At 61.1% G+C, this 21,907-nt stretch carries 18 protein-coding genes; 16 read left to right on the top strand and 2 right to left on the bottom strand.

Annotation, left to right across the window (positions count from 1 at the left end):
* Positions 1-6 precede the first annotated feature (6 nt).
* Complete coding sequence (gene dinB / locus KI610_RS09220) at positions 7-1,155, top strand: DNA polymerase IV (RefSeq protein ID WP_226498348.1); 1,149 nt, start codon at positions 7-9, stop codon at positions 1,153-1,155.
* Between the two features lie 224 nt (positions 1,156-1,379).
* Positions 1,380-2,327, top strand: coding sequence for a phenylacetic acid degradation operon negative regulatory protein PaaX (gene paaX / locus KI610_RS09225; RefSeq protein WP_226498349.1), 948 nt, complete (start codon positions 1,380-1,382; stop codon positions 2,325-2,327).
* A 19-nt stretch (positions 2,328-2,346) separates the two neighbouring features.
* Here the strand turns inward: paaX and KI610_RS09230 are convergent, their stop codons facing one another.
* Both KI610_RS09230 and KI610_RS09235 read right to left on the bottom strand, forming a co-directional pair.
* Positions 2,347-2,604 carry a MoaD/ThiS family protein gene (locus KI610_RS09230; RefSeq protein ID WP_226498350.1) on the bottom strand — a complete coding sequence of 86 codons (258 nt, stop codon included), beginning with the start codon at positions 2,602-2,604 and terminating at the stop codon, positions 2,347-2,349.
* 13 nt (positions 2,605-2,617) lie between these two features.
* The gene (locus tag KI610_RS09235) at positions 2,618-3,766 is read right to left on the bottom strand and encodes a WD40/YVTN/BNR-like repeat-containing protein (RefSeq protein ID WP_226498351.1); all 1,149 of its coding nucleotides are present in this window, start codon (positions 3,764-3,766) and stop codon (positions 2,618-2,620) included.
* 389 nt (positions 3,767-4,155) lie between these two features.
* Between KI610_RS09235 and KI610_RS09240 the strand changes: the two genes are divergently transcribed.
* The 14 genes from KI610_RS09240 to KI610_RS09305 all read left to right on the top strand — a co-directional run bounded on the left by KI610_RS09240 (position 4,156) and on the right by KI610_RS09305 (position 21,892).
* Positions 4,156-4,356 (top strand): hypothetical protein, encoded by a 201-nt coding sequence (locus tag KI610_RS09240; RefSeq protein WP_226498352.1) that lies wholly within the window; start codon positions 4,156-4,158, stop codon positions 4,354-4,356.
* Between the two features lie 36 nt (positions 4,357-4,392).
* Positions 4,393-4,785, top strand: a complete 393-nt coding sequence (locus KI610_RS09245; RefSeq protein ID WP_226498353.1) for a hypothetical protein — start codon at positions 4,393-4,395, stop codon at positions 4,783-4,785.
* Positions 4,786-4,907: 122 nt separating this feature from the next.
* Positions 4,908-5,291, top strand: coding sequence for a dihydroneopterin aldolase (locus tag KI610_RS09250; protein ID WP_226498354.1), 384 nt, complete (start codon positions 4,908-4,910; stop codon positions 5,289-5,291).
* Positions 5,288-5,827, top strand: coding sequence for a dihydrofolate reductase (locus KI610_RS09255; RefSeq protein ID WP_226498355.1), 540 nt, complete (start codon positions 5,288-5,290; stop codon positions 5,825-5,827). The genes KI610_RS09250 and KI610_RS09255 overlap by 4 nt, the downstream gene beginning before the upstream one ends.
* Before the next feature lie 51 nt (positions 5,828-5,878).
* Positions 5,879-8,899 (top strand): bifunctional diguanylate cyclase/phosphodiesterase, encoded by a 3,021-nt coding sequence (locus KI610_RS09260; RefSeq protein ID WP_226498356.1) that lies wholly within the window; start codon positions 5,879-5,881, stop codon positions 8,897-8,899.
* Positions 8,900-8,982: 83 nt separating this feature from the next.
* Positions 8,983-9,642: a TetR/AcrR family transcriptional regulator gene (locus KI610_RS09265; RefSeq protein ID WP_226498357.1), complete on the top strand. Its 660-nt coding sequence runs from the start codon at positions 8,983-8,985 to the stop codon at positions 9,640-9,642.
* 61 nt (positions 9,643-9,703) lie between these two features.
* Positions 9,704-12,058: an acyl-CoA dehydrogenase gene (locus tag KI610_RS09270; protein WP_226498358.1), complete on the top strand. Its 2,355-nt coding sequence runs from the start codon at positions 9,704-9,706 to the stop codon at positions 12,056-12,058.
* A gap of 124 nt (positions 12,059-12,182) precedes the next feature.
* Positions 12,183-13,463: an acetyl-CoA C-acetyltransferase gene (locus KI610_RS09275; protein WP_226498359.1), complete on the top strand. Its 1,281-nt coding sequence runs from the start codon at positions 12,183-12,185 to the stop codon at positions 13,461-13,463.
* A gap of 67 nt (positions 13,464-13,530) precedes the next feature.
* Entirely contained in the window at positions 13,531-15,432 is a 1,902-nt protein-coding gene (locus tag KI610_RS09280) for a 3-hydroxyacyl-CoA dehydrogenase NAD-binding domain-containing protein (protein ID WP_226498360.1), read from the top strand.
* Positions 15,433-15,646: 214 nt separating this feature from the next.
* A complete protein-coding gene (locus KI610_RS09285; RefSeq protein WP_404827492.1) occupies positions 15,647-16,861 on the top strand; it encodes an OmpP1/FadL family transporter in 1,215 nt (404 codons plus the stop codon).
* Between the two features lie 159 nt (positions 16,862-17,020).
* A complete protein-coding gene (locus tag KI610_RS09290; protein WP_226498362.1) occupies positions 17,021-19,420 on the top strand; it encodes a 3-hydroxyacyl-CoA dehydrogenase/enoyl-CoA hydratase family protein in 2,400 nt (799 codons plus the stop codon).
* A 19-nt stretch (positions 19,421-19,439) separates the two neighbouring features.
* Positions 19,440-20,639: an acetyl-CoA C-acyltransferase gene (locus KI610_RS09295; RefSeq protein ID WP_226498363.1), complete on the top strand. Its 1,200-nt coding sequence runs from the start codon at positions 19,440-19,442 to the stop codon at positions 20,637-20,639.
* A gap of 165 nt (positions 20,640-20,804) precedes the next feature.
* The gene (locus tag KI610_RS09300) at positions 20,805-21,320 is read left to right on the top strand and encodes a DUF4442 domain-containing protein (protein WP_226498364.1); all 516 of its coding nucleotides are present in this window, start codon (positions 20,805-20,807) and stop codon (positions 21,318-21,320) included.
* Entirely contained in the window at positions 21,317-21,892 is a 576-nt protein-coding gene (locus KI610_RS09305) for a chalcone isomerase family protein (protein WP_226498365.1), read from the top strand. Before KI610_RS09300 ends, KI610_RS09305 begins: the two co-directional genes overlap by 4 nt.
* The last annotated feature ends 15 nt before the right edge of the window (positions 21,893-21,907 follow it).

Genomic DNA, 21,907 nt, shown 5'->3' on the forward strand with positions numbered 1-21,907 from the left:
GTTCATATGAACAGTATTCGCCGCATTGCCCATCTCGACATGGATGCCTTCTTCGCCTCGGTCGAGTTGCTTCGCTATCCCGAGTTGCGCGGGCAGGCCGTCGTGGTCGGTGGGCGGAGTGTTCATCAGCCGGTGGTGCAAGCCGACGGCTCGAGGCATTTTTCCCGTTTGCGTGAATATACGGGGCGAGGTGTGATTACCACCTCGACTTATGAGGCCAGGGCCTTGGGCGTGTTTTCCGGCATGGGGCTCATGAAGTCGGCGAAGCTGGCGCCGGAGGCCATTCTTCTGCCGGCCAATTTCGAGGCGTATCGCCACTATTCGCGCCTGTTCAAGGCGGCTGTCCGGGCAATTGCGCCGCATGTCGAAGACCGTGGAATTGACGAAATCTACGTCGATCTGAGCGACATTCCGGAGGAAACCCGCGTCCTGGCTCAGCGCATCAAGGATGCGGTTTTCGCCGCAACCGGGTTGAGTTGTTCGATAGGCGTGACGCCTAACAAACTGCTCTCCAAAATTGCCTCGGACCTCGAGAAGCCGAATGGGCTGACGATCTTGTCGATGGAGGATGTCCCGACACGGATCTGGCCGCTGGCGGCAAAAAAGGTGAATGGGATCGGGCCGAAAGCCAGCGAACGTCTTGAGCGCCACGGTATTCGGACCATCGGCGAACTGGCGGCGACGCCGCCGGAGTTTCTGGTCAGCAAGTTTGGCCGGAGCACCGGGCTGTGGATGCATCGCATCGCGCATGGCATCGATGACCGGCCCGTGGTCACCGAGTCGGAGCCGAAGTCGATCAGTCGGGAAACGACTTTCGAGCGGGATCTGCACGCCAAAGCGGACAGGTCCGAATTGTCCGAAGTGTTTACCTCGCTCTGCCTGCGCGTTGGTGATGACCTGGTGCGAAAAGGCTACGCCTGCCGGACGGTGGGTATCAAGATCCGATATTCGGATTTCAAGGCGGTTACCCGTGATGTGACCTTGCCGGTCGCTGTCAGCGACGGCGCTGCGATTCGGCAGGCGGCCGGCCTGTGCCTGAAGCGTGTGCCGCTCGATCAGCGTATCCGCCTGCTTGGTGTTCGCGCCGGTGGCTTGGTGGAGGCAGGGGGTGATGAAATCGCGCCGTCAGCGATTCAGGCGGAACTGCCTTTGTAGGTTTTGCGATCGAATTGCCGGGAATGGGGCACTTAAGCGCTACATTTTGTTGTTACATCTATTTGTATTTGTATCGCCAATACTCGATGTTGACCTGCGGATGTCTGCCGCCAATGGGTTCTTGTATTTCGCACGCACCAAAAAATGATACGCAGGATGGGGTAGTATTTTGTGCGCTACATCCCCGCTAAACGAATCAAACGCCTCCGACCCAGCCGATCGTTGTGAGCACCGCCATCCAGTCCCGTCTCGATGAATTCCGCCAGCAGCGTCGGGTTCAGGCCGGTTCGCTCATCATCACCGTGTTCGGTGACGCCATCCTGCCGCGTGGCGGCCGGATCTGGCTGGGTAGCCTGATTCGTCTGCTCGAACCGCTGGAACTCAACGAACGCCTGATTCGTACCTCGGTATTCCGGCTGGCCAAGGAAGAATGGCTACGCACGGAAACGATAGGCCGGCGTGCCGACTACGTGCTGACACCGTCCGGTCGGCGCCGTTTCGAGGAAGCATCGCGGCACATTTACGCCTCGCACGCGCCGCTCTGGGATCGCCGCTGGCGCCTGATTCTGGTCGTCGGCGACTTGGCGCCCAAGGTCCGTGAGCAGGTTCGCCGCGCCTTGTTCTGGCAGGGTTTCGGTGTTCTGGGTGGCGATTGTTTTGTACACCCGAGCGCCGAGCTGTCCAGCGTGCTCGATGCCCTTATCGCCGAAGGTTTGTCATCTGCCTTGGGCGCCTTGCTGCCCCTGTTTGCCGCCGATTCCCGCTCGGCGCTATCGGCCAGCGATGCCGATCTGGTCTGCCGTGCCTGGGATCTCGGGGCGCTGGCTGAAGCTTATAGCGGGTTCGTGGCGGTTTACCAGCCGATTCTCGACGAGTTGCGGCGCGATCATCTGGCCAATGTCAGTGAGCAGGATGCCTTCCTCGTCCGCATCCTGCTCATCCATGACTATCGACGCCTCCTGCTGCGCGATCCGGAATTGCCGGAAGTCCTGCTGCCCGGCGACTGGCCGGGCCAGCACGCCCGCTCGCTGTGCAAGGAACTATACAAGCGGCTGGAGCTCCTTTCCTGTCGCCATCTCGACAAGATGCTGTGCCTGTCCGACGGCAGCTTTCCCGGCGAGGACGCGATGCTGCCCGAGCGTTTCTCTCAGTTCGACCCGCTGACGGCCTGATTGGCCACCCCGGAATTTTTTAGCCGCCGCTGAGCGCCTGGACGATGAGCAGTTCGCCGTCCGCAGGCAGCGGCGTGGCCAGATCGAACACCATCTCGCGCCGGTAAAACAGGCGGATGTGCCGCCGGATGCGCCCCTGCTCGTCGACCATGCGAAAGCGGATGCCGGGAAACTGCCGCTCAAGATCGTCGAGCACCTCGCCGACTGTCTCGCCCCCGGCTTCGACCCAGGGCTGCGTAGTGTAGGAGTGCAGGGCGCTCGGAATCAGTACGCGCATTGTGTCTGGCGGCTCAACGCGGATATCCCACCTCGACCGAATAAATCTCCGGCAGGTGGCGCGCCAGGCATGCCCACTGCTGGCCTTCGTCGCGGCTCTTCCACAATTCGCCGCTCGTCGTGCCAAAGTAAAGACCCACCGTGCCCTGTTTGTCGGCTGTCATGGCCTGCCGCTTGACCGTCCACCATGCCTGGTCGGCCGGCATTCCGTTGCTGTGCCGCTGCCAGGTCTCACCGCCATCGCGCGTGGCATAGACAGCCGGACGACCGTCAGGACTGGTCCGTGGCCAAACCTCGGTGCCATCCATCGGGAAAGCCCAGGCCCTGCGGTCGTCGTGCGGGTGCACCACCATCGGGAAGCCGATGTCGCCGACATCCTTCGGCATGTTGCGCCCGATGCGTCGCCAGCGCCTGCCCGGCTGGTCAAGTCGGTAGATGCCGCAGTGATTCTGCTGATAGAGGCGGTCCGGATTGCTCGGGCACATGCGCAGGCAGTGTGGATCGTGAAAACTGGTATCGGCTGGATCGAAACCTTCGACCACTTCCATGCCGTCGACGAGCGGCGTAAAGCTCAGCCCGCCATCGTACGACTCATGCACGCCGCCGCCCGACATGGCGAAGTACAGATGTTGCGCGTCGCGCGGGTCGACGATGATCGAATGCAGCTTCGGACCATCCGGCGTGCCGTCCTGCACCGTGCCGAACCACCGGCGGTACTGCGGGTCGTCATTGATGCATGAGAACGGTGCCCAGTTCATGCCGCCATCTGCCGAGCGGAACAAGCCCTGTGGCGAGGTGCCGGCGTACCAGACGCCTGGCTGGTCAGCGTGGCCGGGCGTCAGCCAGAAGGTGTGATCGACGGCGCGGGCATCCAGCCCGTTGACTGCCGGACCGAAGGCCGGCGGTTTGGCGGCTTCCTGCCAGGTTTTTCCGAGATCGGTCGAGCGGAAGACGGTCGGCCCGAGATGACCTGTCTTTGCCGCCGCCAGAAGGGTGCGTCCGTCGCGCGGGTCGAGAACCAGATGATTGATGATCTGGCCGAGAAAGTGCGGGCCATCGACCCTCCACGTCTGCCGCGCCGCGTCGGCATGAAAAAGCCAGGCGCCCTTGCGGGTCGCCACCAGCAGAACCAGTTGCCCTTGCTTCGTCTCTTGTGTGCTCATCGTTCGCTCCTTGCCGCTCCGTATTGCGCCGGTAGCCACGTGGACCACTGACACGACTCGCATGCGGGATCAATTCGTCGATTACATTTGACTTGGATTCAGGGCGAAGTTCGCTTTTTCTGAGGCATCGGGCAATCTCTTGCCAGCCACGCCGGTGGACGCTTGTCGAGGAAGGCGGCGATGCCGTCTTTCGCTTAGTTGGTGGCGCGCTGGCGGGTGATACGCTGGGCGGCTTATCCGGTAATGAAACTCGCCGGCTCAAATCCATGCTCTGTCAAATCCGTTGTTATTTTTGCTGTTTTTTGAGTATCGGCTGCAGTGGATACTTCTGGAATATTTCCCTGAATGGTGTAAAGTTAGTTCAGGAATTATCGTGTCGAGGTGAAGAAATGGATATTCAATCAGTAACTTCCAGTATCAGTGCTTATACAAACTCGAGCACTCAGGCGAGCCAGGCCCAGCAGGTCCAACAAGCCGAGAAGCGTGAGCCGCGTCCCGAAGAGCGTGTCGAGCGCACGGAAGAGCCGCCGCGTCCGGTCAAGAATGCACAGGGTCAGGAGACCGGTACATTGGTCAACGTGACGGCTTAGGCTCAAACGGGTTCGTAACAGGCGATTGGTGACGAAATGGCAGTAACGTCGGCATCAGGCGCTCAATCGGCCAGTGGTGGGCTTTGGGCGCAACTCCAGCTGCAACAGGCGCGGCGAAATGCTGATCAGGCAGAGCAGCAGGCCGCGGCCTTGCAGTCTCAGGCACGGTCAGCGCAGAGTGTTGCCGATCGTGCACAGGAGAATGCCCGTTCTCTGCAGATCCAGTCGCGACAGGCGCAGGGCGACGCCAGTCAGGCAAGGCTGAATCTGGCGACGCAGAACTCGGTGGGCGAGGTTCAGAGCCAGCTGGGTGATCTCAGAACGCAAATTGCCGATGTGCTGCAGTCGGATATTCTGAGTACTACGGCCGCGCCCGTGGTCAATACCTCGGGGCAGCAGACCGGAACCCTGGTCAACGTGACGGCCTGATCTATTTAGCCTGCAGATCAGTAACGAGGCGCTGCGGCGCCTGTTTTTTTGCCTGCGGTTCGGCGCCAGCTTTGGTATCGTTCGGCCTTACCCATATTGAATGACATAAAGGAATCTGATTCGTGCTCGAAAATCATTGGTGCGCCTCCGTCGATGCGACCATTCAGCTGCGTACCGGCTGCAATCCGTTGGAAAAACACGGGCCGCAGGCGGTCATTGTTCATGCCGATGCCTGGGCGCCGATGGATGCCGTGGCCGATCCGCACGACATTCGCCAGGTGGTCGATTACGAAGTGATCTTCCTCGCCATCCGCAAGCTGGAGGGCAACGCGCACTGTGAATGTCTCGAGTCGAGCATTCTCGAGGTCATGGACGCCATTTTCGGCATGGCCATCGTCAGTTCGGCGCATGTCTCGATGCACAAGCCGCATGTCTATAACGGCCAGGGAACACCGGCCATTTCACTTTCCCTGACGCGCGAGCAGTGGGCCAAGAGCAAGCGGTGATTTCGGCCATCGGGGCTGTCGCCAGCAACGGCATGATCGGTCTCGATGGCTGGCTGCCCTGGGATATTCCGGAGGAGCTGGCCTATTTCGAGCAGACGGTGGCCGGTGCGGCACTTGTCATCGGCCGTCTGACCTACGAGTCGATGGATGTCGTGCCGGTCGATTCCTTCATCGTCAGCCTTCAGCCCGATCTGGCCTTGCGCCCGGGCTGCACGCGCGTGGCGTCGGTGGAAGAGGGCCTGCGCCTGGCGCTGGCCACCGGCAAGCCGGTATTCGTCATTGGTGGCGCCTCGGTCTATGCCGCGGCCTGGCCTTACTGTCACCGTTTCTACCTGACCCGAATCGAGCGGGCATTTACCGGCGATGCCCAGTTTCCGAGCGGGATTCCGCTCGACGCATGGCCGATTGAGAAAGAATCGCACAGGGTTTTCCGCGAGCGCAACAGCGATCAGGATGTCGTCTGCCGCTTTTTGCAATACCGGCAGCCCTGTCCGCGCCCGCTACCAGCGCAGCATTGCAATTCCAATACCGTATGAGCAGAATGGCTTATCGCGAGTTTGGCTGAGCGGCGGCGAGACATGGAGACAATGCCAGGACAGAATGCCCGCAACGGGAATCACCTGTGGATCGCCCTGATATCCTTGGCGCTCTGCGGTTTCGTCCTGCTTGCCTACGTTTTGTGGTCGGCCTACCAGGAGGTCTGGACAGAGGCCCGGTCAATGGCCAGCAGCCAGTCCGAATTGCTCGATGCCCGCTTCGATGCCACCTTGCGGCGCATCGACATGACGCTGAACGAACTGGCCGAGCATGTTCCGAAAGACTCGCTGGATGCCGATGCAGCTACCCGTTTTCGTCCTGAAATCGAAAAAAAGCTTGAGCGCCTGCAACGTGCATTTCCCGAAATAGCCGGCTTACGCATCGTCTCCGCTGACGGCGACGTGCTCTATCTCTCGGGCGGTGGCGAGTACGTGAATCTGCGCGATCGTTCCTATTTCGAGCGGTCGCGGGACGGGAAGGATGGGGCGATCGTTTTTTCCGAGGTCATCAAGTCACGCATTACCGGCCGGGACGCGATTGCCGTCGCCCGGGCGATTCGCACCGTCGATGGCCGCTTTCTCGGCATGGTCAGCGCGGCCATCGAGATCGACCATTTCGAACGGCTGTTCAATGCCTCCCGTCTCGGTGTTTCCGGCGCCGTGGCGATCCGGCGCAGCGACAACCATGCCCTGGTGCTTCACCACCCGCCGGTGCCGGACGAAATAAACCGGCCGCTCGATCCATCCCATCCGCTTCATCAATGGATCGCGCAAGGCAAACGTCAGGGCGTTCTCGAGTTTTCCGTGCAGTCCGATGGTGTGAAGCGCGTTTACGGGTACTGCATGCTCAAACACTATCCCTTCTACGTGCTGGCCGGCCTGTCGGAAGCGGATGTGATGGCCTCATGGCGACAGCGGACATTCATCGTGGCCGTTTTTGGCGCCGCGCTGCTGGCTTGTCTGCTGTTCGTCCTCTACGAATTGTTCCGCGCCCGGCAGCGCGAGCTGGCGACGGCAGTCGATTTGCGGCGCAACGGCGAACGGCTCAATGCTGCCCAGCGTATCGCCCAGCTTGGCAGCTGGGAGATCGATCTGGCGACGATGCAGGTCCGGTGCTCGGACGAGCTTTACCGGATTTTTGAAATCCCCAGGGTCGAGGGCGGGGCGCCGTACGACGATTTTCTCGTGCGCATTCATCCTGAAGATCGCGCCATCGTCGACAAGACACTCAAGGAGTCGGTGGCCCAGGGCGAGCCGGACAGCCTGAAGCATCGGCTGGAAATGCCCGATGGCCGGATCAAGCACGTGCTGGAATGCTGGGAAACCGAGCGTGGCAAGGATGGCGAGCCCTTGCGGCTGATTGGCACTTCGCAGGATGTCAGCATCCAGCACGAGACCGAGGCGCAGATGCAGTTGCTGGCCAGTGCCGTCCAGCATAGTGGCGAGGCCATCCTGATTACCGATGTGCACAACAACATCATTACGGTGAACCCGGCGTTTACGCGCCTGACGGGTTATTCCGCAGAGGAAGCGGCGGGGCGCAACCCGCGCTTTCTTTCAGCCGGGCGGACGACGCCCGAGGAATACGCCAAGATGTGGGAGGACATAACAGAACGGGGTTTCTGGCAAGGCGAAATCTGGGATCGGCGCAAGGATGGGGGCATCTACCCGAAGTGGATTTCAATATCGGTTATTCGCGATGAAGAGGGGAAAATTCTCTACCACATTGCCCACTTTACCGATGTGTCGACCGAGCGCGCGACCGAAGAGCGCCTGCATCATATTGCCCACCATGACGTCCTGACCGGCCTGCTAAACCGCCTGAGCCTCAAGGGGCGGATGGATCAGGCGCTGGCCACGGCGCGGCGCGATGGTTCGCGGGTCGCCGTGATGTTCATCGACCTCGATCGCTTCAAGGTAATCAACGATACGCTCGGACATCACATGGGTGATGAACTGCTCATCGAGGTCGCCAGGCGCCTGCGTGAAAGCGTGCGCGACAGCGACGTGGTGGCGCGGCTCGGTGGCGACGAGTTCGTCATCATGCTTTCCGGTGTCGACCACACGAGCTCGATAGCCCTGATCGCCGAAAAACTGGTGTTCAGCGTCGGCCATTCCTACCAGATCGGCGGCTACGATCTCTATACCTCACCCAGTATCGGCATTGCCATTTTTCCGACCGATGGGCTCGACGGTGAAACATTGATGAAAAACGCCGATGCCGCCATGTATCACGCCAAGGCGGCCGGTCGGAACAACTTCCAGTTTTTCGATGCCAAGATGAACGATGTGGCGCTCGACCGGCTGAAAACCGAGCACAGCCTGCGTCATGCCCTTTCCCGCGACGAGTTTCGCCTGCACTTCCAACCAATCATCGACATGGCCAGCGGCAAGGTGGCGGCCGTCGAGGCGCTGGTGCGCTGGCAGCATCCGGAGAGAGGGCTGCTGGCGCCCGGCAGTTTCATCGGCATCGCCGAGGAAACCGGGCTGATCCAGCCGCTCGGCGAATGGGTCTTGTGGGCTGCCTGCCGACAATTGGCCGAGTTCCATGCGGCGGGACTTTCCGGCATCAAGATGGGTATCAACATATCCGCCATCCAGATGCGCAATGGCAATCTGCCAGTGCTGGCTCGCGGCATCATCGAGGCCTACGACCTCAATCCAGCCGACCTCATTTTTGAAATCACCGAGTCGGTGGCGATGGAGCAGCCGCTCGAGACCGTGCGTATCCTCGATATCCTGCACGGCATGGGTATCGTTGTCGCCATCGACGATTTCGGAACGGGCTATTCGTCGCTCGGTTACCTGCGCATGTTCCCGCTCAAGCACCTCAAGCTGGATCGTTCCTTCGTCGAGGAAATCGGTGAGGACACCGATGGTTCGGTGATCTGCGATGCCACCATCGGGCTGGCCCACAACCTCGGCTTGAAAGTAGTGGCGGAGGGCGTCGAAACTGTCGAGCAGCTCGACTACCTGCGCAGCCGTGGCTGCGATCTGGTGCAGGGTTATCTGTTCAGTCGCCCGGTGCCTGCTGCCGAGGCGATTGCCTTCATTCGCCAGCACAATTCCTGAAAGTCAGAAAAGACTTGCATTGGCCGAACCTTGTTATTATGATTAAAACGAACGTATGAATCATAATAACAAGGAGACTCCCCATGGAAACCCGTACTGTCGATACTCGCGAACGCATCCTCGACGCTGGCGAGCGTCTGTTCATGGCGCATGGCTACGAGGGCACGTCGATGCGCCAGATTACCGGCGAGGCTGGCGTCAATCTGGCCGCAGTCAATTATCACTTCGGCTCGAAGGAGTCGTTGATGCAGGAGGTTTTCCGGCGTCGCCTTGACTGGCTCAACGAAGAACGCATGCGCGTCCTGGACGCTCTGGAAGTTGAAGCGGCTGGCCAGCCAGTCAAGCCGTCAGCGATTGTCGATGCATTCTTCGGAACCCTTTTGCGCATGGCGGGGGACGAGAATCGTGGCGGGATGACTTTCCTGCGCCTGCTTGGCCGGACACTGACCGAGCCATCCGAATTCATCCGTGCCTTCTTGGCGCACGAGTACCAGGCGGTGATGGACCGCTACAAGGAGGCGCTGTTCAGGGCGCTGCCCGAAGTGCCCAAAGCCGAGATCGTCTGGCGTTTTCACTTCATGCTCGGCGCGACGTCCTACGCCATCGCCGGTACCGATGCCTTGCGTCTGGTTACCGACTGGCAGATCGAGGACGAGGACTCGACAGATCGGCTGGATCGTCTGGTGCCACGCCTGATGTCCTTCCTGCTCGGCGGCTTGCGCGCCCCATTGCCTCAATTCTAGGTTGCCACGGTCAACCGGAAATAAACACCAAAATCAAAAAGACATAAAAGGAGACAACAGCATGTTCAACAACCTCATCCCTCTGCTCGGGTCAGTCGCCCTGGTGGCTTTGGCCGGGTTGATCCTGATTCGGCCCTTGCGCCGAAGCGTCATCACCCGGCCCATTTTTTCCACCTACCGCAAGGTGCTGCCGCAGATGTCGGATACCGAGCGCGACGCACTCGAAGCCGGCAGTGTCTGGTGGGAGGGCGAGTTGTTCCGCGGCCAGCCGGACTGGCAGAAACTGCACGCCTACCCGCAGCCGAAATTGACGCCGGCCGAGCAGTCCTTTCTCGACAACGAGTGTGAGGAAGCCTGCCGCCTGGTCGATGACTGGCAAGTGACGCACGAACTCTACGACTTGCCAACCGAAGCCTGGCGCTACATCAAGGACAAGGGCTTCCTCGGCATGATCATTCCGAAGAAGTATGGCGGGCTGGAGTTTTCGGCCTACGCCCATTCGCAGGTGGTGACCAAGCTGTCGACACGTTCCAGCGCTCTGTCGGTCTCGGTCATGGTGCCCAACTCGCTCGGCCCGGCAGAGTTGCTGCTGCACTACGGCACCGATGCACAGAAGAACCACTACCTGCCGCGTCTGGCCAAGGGTATCGAGGTGCCGGCCTTCGCGCTGACCAGCCCGTGGGCCGGTTCCGACGCAGCGTCGATTCCTGACAGCGGCGTCGTCTGCAAGGGCATGTACCAAGGCAAGGAAGTGCTCGGCATGCGCGTCAGTTGGGACAAGCGTTACATCACGCTGGCCCCGGTGTGCACGGTCTTCGGCCTGGCTTTCCATTTGTACGACCCGGACGGTTTGCTCGGCGACAAGAAGCACATCGGCATCACCTGCGCGCTGGTTCCCTATGACCATCCGGGTGTCGATACCGGCCGCCGTCACTTCCCGCTCAACGCCATGTTCATGAATGGCCCGACGCGCGGCAAGGACGTGTTCATGCCGCTCGACTTCATCATCGGCGGCCCGGAAAAGGCTGGCTATGGCTGGCGGATGTTGATGGAATGTCTGGCCGCCGGCCGGTCGATTTCGCTGCCGTCTTCCAATACCGGCATGGCCCAGATGACGGCCCGCGCCGTCGGTGGCTACGCCCGCGTCCGTTCGCAATTCAAGATGGCCGTCGGCAAGTTCGAGGGCGTCGAGGAAGCGCTGACCCGCATCGGGGCCTACACCTACATGATGGACGCCGTTCGCAAGATGACGGCCGGCGCTGTCGATCTCGGCGAGAAGCCGTCGGTCGTTTCGGCCATTGCCAAATACCATGTCACCGAACGCGCCCGCCAAGTAGTCAATGACGGCATGGATGTCATCGGCGGCAAGGGCATCTGCCTTGGCCCGTCGAATTTCATGGGCCGTGCCTACCAGCAGGTGCCGATCGGCATCACGGTCGAAGGCGCCAACATTTTGACGCGCTCGCTGATCATCTTCGGCCAGGGCGCCATTCGCTGCCATCCTTATTTGCTGCCGGAAATGCAGGCGGCGCAGAACCCGGACCAGAAACAGGGGCTGGTCGATTTCGACAAGGCGCTGTTCGGGCATATCGGTTTCACCATCAAGAACGGTTTCCGCGCCCTTTGGCTGGGTATGACTGGCTCGCACTTCGCGGCGGTCAACGTCGACACGGCACCGGAAATGAAGCGTTACTACCAGCAACTGACGCGCTTCTCGGCAGCCTTCGCCTTCATGGCCGACATCTCGCTGCTCGTCCTCGGCGGTAGCGTCAAGCGTCGTGAAAAGCTCTCAGCCCGTCTTGGCGACATCCTGGCCCAGATGTACCTGATCTCCTGCACCCTCAAGCGTTACGAGGAAGAAGGCCGGCAGGCTGCGGACGCGCCGCTCGCCCACTGGGCGATCTGGGACGCCATGTACAAGGCGCAGCAGGCGTTCGACGGCGTCATCGCCAACTTCCCGGCGCGCTTCATCGCCGCCTTCCTGCACCGCTCGATCTTCCCGTGGGGACATCCGTATGTCGTGCCATCCGACGAGGTTGGCCACCAAGTCGCCAAGGCCTTGATCGCCCCGTCGGCCACCCGCGACCGGCTGACCGCCGAATGCTATCTGCCGCTGGTCGAGAGCGAGCCGGTCGGCGCCATCGAGCTGGCCTTGAAGGCGACGCTGCTCGCCGAGCCGATCGAGGCAAGGATTCGCGAAGCCGAAAAGGCCGGCCGTTTCGACAACAATCCGCTGGCCAATGTGCGCGACATCGCCATCGCCGCTTTCGAGGCCGGCGTGATTTCCGCCGCCGATTACGAAATCATGAAGCAGCGCAATCACCTGCGCGACATCGTGGTTCATGTCGATGATTTCCCGTTCGACTACGGCGTCGCCACGGCCAACAAGCCGGCCGAATGCCGGATGGCGGCGTGATGCTTGTATTTCGTAGAAACCTGAACCCCCCCAGCCCCCCTTCTCAGGGGGGAGCGCTTGGCTCCGGACGGAGCACCCCTCCCCTGAAAAGGGGAGGTTGGGAGGGGTTGCCGTGGATCTTCCAATGAAAACCATCTACATCGTCGACGGCGCCCGTTCGCCGTTCCTCAAAGCCCAGAAAGGGCCCGGCGTCTTTGCCGCCTCCGATCTCGCCACCCAGGCTGGCCGGGCCTTGCTGCTGCGCCAGCCGTTCGAACCGAGCGATCTCGACGAAGTGATCCTCGGCTGCGCCGCACCGTCGCCGGACGAAACCAACATTGGCCGCATGGTCGCCCTGCGTCTCGGCTGCGGCAACAAGGTGCCGGGCTGGACGGTGATGCGCAACTGCGCCTCGGGCATGCAGGCCATCGACTCGGCCATCGCCAACATCCAGTGCGGGCGTTCCGAACTCGTGCTGGCCGGCGGCGTCGATGCGCTGTCGCGGGCGCCGCTGCTGTACTCCGACGCGATGGTGCGCTGGTTCGCCGGCATGATGGCCATGCGCACGGTGAACGAGAAATTTGGCCATTTTTTGAAATTGCCATTGGCTGATTTGCTCAAGCCGGTCATCGGTTTGATGAAGGGCCTGACCGACCCGGTTGTCGGCCTGCTCATGGGCCAGACGGCCGAGAACCTGGCCTGGAAATTCGGCATCAACCGCCAGCAGATGGACGAGTTCGCCGTCAAAAGCCATTTGAAGGCGATGTCAGCGCGGGCTGCCGGCTACTACAGTGAGATCGTCCCGGTCGTCGATGCGCAGGGCAAGGTTTTCGCCGAAGACGACGGCGTGCGCGCCGACGCCAGCATGGCCGGCATGGCCAAGCTCAAGCCTTTCTTCGACAAAAAATACGGCAACATTACGGCCGCCAACAGCTCGCAGATCACCGACGGCGCCGCCTGGGTGATCCTCGCTTCGGAAGAGGCGGTGCAGAAATGGGGCCTCAAGCCGATCGGCAAGATTGTCGACAGCGAATGGGCCGGCCTCGACCCGGCGCAGATGGGCCTCGGCCCGGTGCATGCTGCAACCCCCATCCTGCAACGCCATGGCCTCGGCCTCAACGACGTCGATTACTGGGAACTCAACGAAGCCTTCGCTGCACAGGTGCTCGGCTGCCAGGCAGCGTGGAAATCCGACGAATACTGCCGCGAGCAGCTCGACCTGCCCGGTGCCTTCGGCAGCCTGGACGAGGAAAAGCTCAACGTCGACGGCGGCGCCATCGCCATCGGCCACCCGGTCGGCGCCTCGGGGGCGCGCATCGTGTTGCATTTGCTCAACGTATTGCGCCGGAACAAGGCGAAACGCGGCATTGCGACCATCTGCATTGGTGGCGGTCTTGGCGGCGCCATGCTCGTGGAGGCGCTATGAAAACCGATTTCAATTTTGGGCATTTTTTCCGGTTGACCGTAGCAATCGGCCAGCAGAAGGAAAACGCATGAAGCACTGGCAACTGATCAAGGAAGAAAATGGCATCTTCGTCGCCGTCTTCGACAAAGCTCACGAATCCGCGAATTCGCTGTCAGCCGAAGCCATGGCCGAGTTCGGCGAAATTCTCGACCAGCTCGACAAGCAGCCGCCCAAGGGCCTGATCGTCCGTTCCGGCAAGGAAGCGGGCTTCATCGCCGGCGCCGACATCGAGGAATTCTCGCAACTCGATTCCGCTGAGAAGGGCAGGGCGCTCGTGACGCGCGGCTGGAATCTGTTCAACCGGCTGGCCGCCGTGCCATACCCAACGCTGGCGCTGGTCCGTGGCCACTGCCTGGGCGGCGGTCTCGAACTGGCGCTGGCCTGCCGCTACCTGTTGGCAGTCGATGAGACCGGTACGAAAATGGGCCTGCCCGAAGTCATGCTCGGCATCTTCCCCGGCTGGGGCGGCATGCTGCGGCTACCGAAACGCGTCGGCCCGGCAGCGGCACTCGACATGATGCTGACCGGCAAGACCATCGACGCCAAGCGAGCCAAAAAGATGGGCCTGGCCGACGATTGCGTGCCGCCGCGCGTCATGGAAATGGCCGCCCGCCAACTGCTGCTCTTGGGCCAACCACGCCGGCCGTTACCCTTCATGCAGCGTCTGCTAAACGGCCCGCTGAAAAGCGTCGTGGCCAACGGCGCCCGCAAGCAGGTGGCCAGAAAGGCGCGCCCGGAACACTATCCGGCGCCCTACGCCATCATCGACCTGTGGGCCAAGCACGACGGTAACGCGCTGGCCGCGCCGGAGGTCATCGACCGCATCATCACCTCGCCGACGGCGCGTAATCTGGTTCGTGTCTATCACCTGCAGGAACGGCTCAAGGGCTTCGGCAAGTCGTCTGACTTCAAGGCCACTCGCGTCCACGTCATCGGCGCCGGTGTCATGGGGGGCGACATTGCCGCCTGGTGCGCCCTGCGCGGCATGACGGTCACGCTGCAGGACCAGACGCTGGAACGCATTTCCCCGGCCCTCAAGCGCGCCCACGCCCTGTTCACCAAGCGCCTGCGCGAGTCGCTCAAGATTCGCGATGCCTTCGACCGCCTGATCCCCGACCCAAATGGCGATGGCGTCGCCCACGCCGATGTCGTCATCGAAGCCATCTTCGAGAACGTCGAGGCCAAACACGCGTTGTTCAAGGCGCTCGAACCGAGAATGAAACCGGGCGCCGTGCTCGCCACCAACACCTCCAGCCTCAGGCTCGAAGACCTGCGCACGGTTCTGCAACAACCGCAGCGTCTGGTCGGCATCCATTTCTTCAACCCGGTGGCGATGATGCCGCTGGTCGAAGTCGTAGCCGCCGAGGGCGCCGATCAGGCCGCCGTGCAGGCCGCCTGCGCCTTCGTGAAGCAGATCGACAAGCTGCCGCTGCCGGTCAGGAGCGAACCCGGCTTCCTGGTCAACGCCGTACTCGCGCCCTACATGCTGGCCGCGATGCGGGCGGTAGACGAGGGCATTGCGCCGGAAACGGTCGACGAAGCGATGCTCGCTTTCGGCATGCCGATGGGGCCGATCGAACTGGTCGACACCGTCGGCCTCGACATCGCCATGGCCGCCGGCAAGCAACTGGCCGGTGGTGCCGACGCGCCGCGCTGCCTGATCGAGCGCGTCGAAAAAGGCCAGCTTGGCAAGAAGAGCGGGCAGGGCTTCTACGACTGGTCGTCCGGCCGCGCCGCCAAGGCTGTGGCGGGCAACGTACCGGGTGGCCTGGCCGAGCGGCTGGCATCGCCGCTCATCGACCGCGTCGAAAAACTGGTTGCCGACGGTGTCGTTGCCGATGCTGAACTGGCAGATGCAGGCGTAATATTTGGCACCGGCTTCGCACCTTTTACCGGCGGGCCCATGCACTTCCGGCAAGGGATGACATAGCAGTGTTGTTTATTTCCAACGAACGTTTGAAATAGTGCAATTCAAACAATGTTTCACTCGCATGTTTGATATTTAATCGTAGTGGCAGTGACGGGAGAATTCCTCCCAACATAACAAAACAGGAGACAAATCAATGAACAAAACCAATCTGCGCCTCATCCCGGCGCTCATCGCCATCGCCTTTTCCGGCAGCGCCGCAGCGGCTGGTTTCCAGTTGCAAAACCAGACGGGTTCCGGGAACGGTAATGCGTTTGCCGGTGCTGCGGCAGCGGCGGAAGATGCTGGCACCGTAATGTGGAACCCGGCCGGTATGACCTATCTGCCGAAAGGGCACAATATCGCCATGGGCGGAACGATCCTGCATCGTTCAATCAAGTTTTCGAATAATGGCTCGACTACGGTCGACTCAACAACTTTTCCGCTCGGGACAACGGATGGTGGCGATGCCGGGGGAACGTCGTTGATCCCGTTCGGCTACTGGGCTTATTCGGTGAGCGACAAACTCTGGCTCGGCATGGGTATTTCGCCAACCTTTGGAAATGTCTCCGAATACGATTTCAGCTTCATCGGTCGCAATGCCGGCTTTTACGCCAACATCGAGCAGATCAATTTCAACCCGTCGGTCGCCTACAAGGTCAACGACATGATTTCGCTGGGTGGCGGTGTCAATGTTGCGTACAACGCAACGCACTTCAAGCAGGGCTTGGCTTTTGCTTCTGGGCCTGCGATTGCTGGTAACAATCAACTTGACCTCGAAGGCGATGACTGGGCCTTTGGTTACAACCTTGGCCTGATGCTCCAGGTTACACCGACGACCCGTATCGGCCTGAGCTATCGCTCCGAGCTCGAGTTCAACCTGCAGGGAGATCAAAGAACCACCGTGACCGGTTTTGGTAGTCCGCTACTGGCCAATGTCGAAATTGAAGCTGTCCTGAAGACGCCGGCCAATGCATCGCTGGCCTTGTCGCAGAAAGTGGGTGATCGTCTTGAAGTGCTGGCGGATTTCACCTGGACCAATTGGAGCGTCATCAACAGCATTCAAATAAAGAACAAGGTCACCGGGGGAAATTTGAGTGCTTTGAGCTATAACTTCCAGGACACATGGCGCATTGGTCTGGGCGGTAATTATCAGTTGAATGAAACCTGGAAACTGAAGTTCGGGGTCGCCTACGACAAGTCGCCGGTCAAATCGGCTGCTGATCGCACCATGACGCTGCCGGATTCGGATCGCACCTGGCTCTCAATCGGTGCGCGTTACCAGCTTTCCAAGGCGGCATCGATCGACATGGGTTATACCCATATTTTCTTCGCCAACGCCGATACCGCGCGCGTGGTCGAGTTCCCGGCAGGTGCCCCTCGCCAGGTTATTCGCGGCGATTTCAAGACCAGCGTCGACAGCCTTGGCATGCAACTGAACTACAACTTCTGAGCCCTGCTTTTGACTACTTTAAAAATCCCCGGCCCGCCCGGGGTTTTTTTTGAATTTTGGGCTAAAAAACCGGTTGACCGTGGAAGTCCCTGTTCTATAATTCAAACGTTCGTTTTATGTTGACGAAGCGGAAAATAAGAGACTTAAAAGGAGATGCAATTGAACAAGTTGATCGTGAAGAAAGCGGCCGTGCTGGGCGCTGGCGTGATGGGGGCGCAGATTGCGGCGCACCTGGCCAACGCCAATGTGCCGGTCGTGTTGTTCGACCTGGCTGCGAAGGAGGGCGACAAGAACGGTATCGTCAAGAAGGCTCTCGACGGCCTCAAGAAATTGGACCCGGCGCCGCTGGCCAGCAAGGGCAAGCTGAAGTTCATCGATGCCGCCAACTACGACGAGCATCTGCCGCTGCTCTCTGAGTGCGACCTCGTCATCGAGGCCATCGCCGAGCGCATGGACTGGAAAAACGACCTCTACGCCAAAATCGCGCCGCACCTCGCGCCGAACGCGATCATCGCTTCCAACACCTCCGGCCTGTCGATGAATGCGCTGGCGCAGGGTTTGCCCGCGGCAGTCCGTCCGCGCTTCTGCGGCATCCATTTTTTCAACCCGCCGCGCTACATGCATCTGGTCGAGATCATCGGCACGCAGAGCACCGATGCCGGCACGCTCGACGCACTCGAAACCTGGCTGACCTCCCGCCTCGGCAAGGGCGTCATCCGCGCCCTCGATACGCCGAACTTCGTCGCTAACCGCATTGGCGTCATGTCGATTCTTGCTGTCATGCATCACACGCAGGCTTTCGGTCTTGGCTTCGATGAAGTCGATGCGCTGACCGGCCCGAAGATCGGTCGTCCGAAGAGCGCCACCTATCGCACCGCCGATGTCGTCGGCCTCGATACCCTGGCTCACGTCGTCAAGACCATGCAGGACACGCTGCCCAACGACCCGTGGCACGCCTATTTCACCAACCCGGCCTGGCTGCAGGCGCTGATTGCGCAGGGCGCGCTCGGCCAGAAGACGCGCTGCGGCATTTTCCGCAAGCAGGGCAAGGAAATCCAGGTGCTAGACCTGAAGGCGCAGGATTACCGCAAGTCTGAGGGCGAAGTGGCCGAGGAGGTCGCTGCCATCCTCAAGATCAAGAATCCGGCCGAAAAGTTCGCCGCCTTGCGTGCTTCGGCGCATCCGCAGGCCGAATTCCTCTGGGCCATCTTCCGCGACATCTTCCATTACGCCGCCGTGCAACTCGAAAACGTCGCCGACAATGCCCGCGATCTCGATTTCGCCATGCGCTGGGGCTTCGGCTGGGCGCAAGGGCCGTTCGAAACCTGGCAGGCGGCTGGCTGGGGCGACATTGCCAAAGCCATCGCCGTCGATATCGCCGCCGGCAAGACCATGAGCGCCACGCCGTTGCCGGCCTGGGTGCTGGAAGCGGGGCGCACCGGTGTGCATACGGCGCAGGGTTCGTATTCGGCCAGCAAGAACGCCTACGTGCCGCGCTCGACGCTGCCGGTTTATCAGCGCCAGCTGTTCCCCGAACGCGTGCTCGGGGAGACCGCTGCGACGCCCGAAAAATCTGGCGAAACGCTGTACGAGAACGACGGCGTGCGCCTGTGGAAAATGCCGGCGGTCGATGCCGGCATCGGTATCCTGTCGATCAAGTCGAAGATGCACACCATCGGCGACGAGGTGCTCGACGGTGTCATCGCCGCCGTGCGCCAGGCCGAAACGACGCTCGACGGCGTGGTGATCTGGCACGAAGCGCCGTTCGCGGTTGGCGCCAATCTGGCGCAGGTGACGGAAGCCATTGGCGCCGGCCAATTCGATCTGCTCGAAAAGACCGTCGAGAAATTCCAGCGCGCTTCGCAAACGCTCAAGTACGCGCAAGTCCCGACCGTTGCCGCGGTGCAGGGCATGGCGCTGGGCGGCGGTTGCGAATTCGTCATGCATGCCGGCAAACGCGTCATGGCGCTCGAAAGCTATGTCGGGCTGGTCGAGGCCGGTGTCGGCCTGATCCCGGCCGGTGGCGGCTGCAAGGAATTCGCCCTGCGCGCTGCCGAGTGGGCTGCTCAGTCGAACGTGCCGGGCGAAGTTTTCAATTACCTGCAAAACGCCTTCATGACCATTGCTATGGCCAAGGTGGCGAAGAGCGCCGTCGAGGCTGTCGATTACGGCTTCGCCAAGGCGTCCGACACCATCCTGTTCAACGCCAATGAGCTACTCTTCGTGGCGATCCGCGAAGCGCGGGCCATGGCCGAGTCTGGCTATGCGCCGCCGCCGAAGGCCCGGGCCATCCCGGTGGCCGGCAAGAACGGCATCGCGACGCTGGAAATGATGCTGGTGAACATGAAGGAGGGCGGCATGATTTCCGCCCACGACTACAAGGTCGCCAAGTTCGCCGCCATCGCCCTGTGCGGCGGCGAGGTTGAAACGGGCAGCCTGGTTGATGAGGAATGGCTGATTACCGTCGAACGCCGGCTGTTCGTCGAACTGCTGAAAACCCCCGAAACCCAGGCCCGGATCAAGCACATGCTGGAAACCGGCAAGCCTTTGCGTAATTAATCGGGCTGAGGAAAAAATTATGAGCAAACAAATTCAAGACGCCTACATCGTCGCTGCCACCCGCCTGCCGGTGGCCAAGAAAAACGGCATGTTCAAGAACGTGCGGCCGGATGACATGTTGGCCCATGTCATCAAATCGGTGGTCGCCCAGGTGCCGGGCATCGATCCGGCGCTGATCGGCGACGTCATCGTCGGCTGTGCCATGCCGGAAGCCGAGCAGGGCATGAACGTTGCCCGCATCGGCCTGTTGCTGGCCGGGCTGCCGATCACCGTGCCGGGCATCACGATCAACCGTTTCTGCTCCTCCGGGGTGCAGGCGGTGGCCGATGCCGCCAACCAGATCCGCCTCGGCCTGGCTGATGTGATGATCGCCGCTGGCACCGAGTCGATGAGCGTCATGCCGCAGATGATGGGCAACAAGATGTCGATGAACCCGGCCATCTTCGCGAAAGAGGAAAACCTCGGCATCGCCTACGGCATGGGCCTCACCGCCGAAAAGGTGGCGAACCAGTGGAAGGTCGGCCGCGAGGCGCAGGATGCCTTTGCCGTCGAATCGCATCGCCGCGCCTGCGCGGCGATTGCCGCCGGCCATTTCAAGGCGGAAATTTCGCCCTACACGATTCGCGAAAGCCTGCCTGATCTGGCTTCCGGCGAGATCCGCATCCGCGAGCGCGTCGTCGATACCGACGAAGGTCCGCGTCCGGATTCGGCGCTCGACAAGCTGGCCAAGCTGAAGCCGGTCTTCCATGCGCGTGGTTCGGTGACGGCCGGCAATTCGTCGCAGATGTCCGATGGCGCCGGTGCCGTGATGCTGGTTTCCGAGAAGATCCTGCGCCAACACAACCTGACGCCGCTGGCCCGCTTTGCCGGCTACGCCGTCGGTGGCGTGGCGCCGGAAATCATGGGTATCGGCCCGGTTGCGGCGATTCCAAAGGTGCTGGCGCAGGTCGGTATCAAACAGGATGACCTCGACTGGATCGAACTCAACGAAGCCTTCGCCGCGCAGTCGATCGCCGTCATGCAGGAACTCGGCATCGATCCGACCAAGGTCAATCCGCTCGGTGGTGCCATCGCCCTCGGCCATCCGCTTGGCGCCACTGGCGCCATCCGTATCGCCACCGTCGCGCATGGCCTCAAGCGCACCGGCGGCAAGTACGGCATGGTGACAATGTGCATCGGGACGGGGATGGGCGCCGCCGGCATCATCGAACGGATTTAAGGAAATCCGCATGAGCAAGCCATCTCCGTCGTTGCGCAGTGCTCACAAGCTCGCCTACCTCAAGGTATGTCTCGCTTGTTGCGCGCTGGGCGCCTCGGATCTGGCTAACTCCTGCGAATTTCTGATTCCCACGGTCAACCCGAAAAAAAGACCAAAATTGAAACCATGAAACCCGCCTGGCTGGCCAAACTTTCTCCGACCTGGCGGGCGCGCATGGTGCGCCTCGGCTTCAACTTCCATCCCGCCTTTCGCGGTACGGGGGGCAGGGTGACCCATGTGGCCAAGGATTTGCGCCACATCCGGGTTTCCCTGCCGCTCAACTGGAAGACGAAGAATATCGTCGGTTCGCTCTACGGTGGCTCGCTGTTCGCGATCACCGACGGGGCGCATCCGATGATGCTCATGGCGGCGCTCGGCGACGGTTATATCGTCTGGGACAAGGCAGCGAGCATTCGTTACCGCAAGCCCGGGTTTTCGACGCTGTATGCCGATTTTGTGTTGAGTGACGAGGAAGTGGCCAAAATCCGGGCCGAACTGGCCAGAAATCCGGAGCTTGAGCGGACTTATGAGGTCGAATTGAAAGACCAGCACGGCATCGTGCATACCGTCGTCGAACGCACGGTTTACATTGCCGACAAACATTACTACCGACAAAAGAGCGGTGGAGGAGACAAAAAATGATTACATCGACAAGCGTTCGCAAGGCAGCGCTCATTGCCGCCTTGCTGGCGGTTCCCGGGCTGCATGCCGCGGAAGTCGCCGGGGTGAAGGTGGACGACACTATCCGCGTTGGCAGCAGTGATCTGGTGCTCAACGGCGCCGGCCTGCGCAGCAAGCTTTTCATCAAGGTTTACGTCGGTGCGCTCTACGTTGGCCAAAAGTCGACAACGCCGACAGCAATCTTCGACAGCCCGCAACCGCGCCGCATGGTCATGCGCATGATGCGCGACCTCGACGCCGAAACGCTGAACTCGGCCCTCGACGATGGCCTGAAGAGCAATCACAGCCCGGCCGAGTTGGCCGAGCTGAAACCGCAGGCCGACCAGTTGAGCGGCATCATGAAGGGTATCGGCAAGGCCCGCGAAGGCGATACCATTGGCATTGATTTCTCCGCCGACGGCGTCGCTGTCAGCCTGAACGGGGAGATGCGTGGCAAAGTGGCTGGCGCAGGTTTCGCAAAAGCGCTGCTCAAGGTCTGGCTCGGTGACAAGCCGGTGGACGCCTCGTTGAAGAAGGCGCTGCTCGGGTCTTAGGTAGGCAACGGAGGA

Origin of the sequence: Ferribacterium limneticum, from assembly GCF_020510565.1 — a bacterium.
Lineage (GTDB): Bacteria > Pseudomonadota > Gammaproteobacteria > Burkholderiales > Rhodocyclaceae > Azonexus > Azonexus limneticus_B.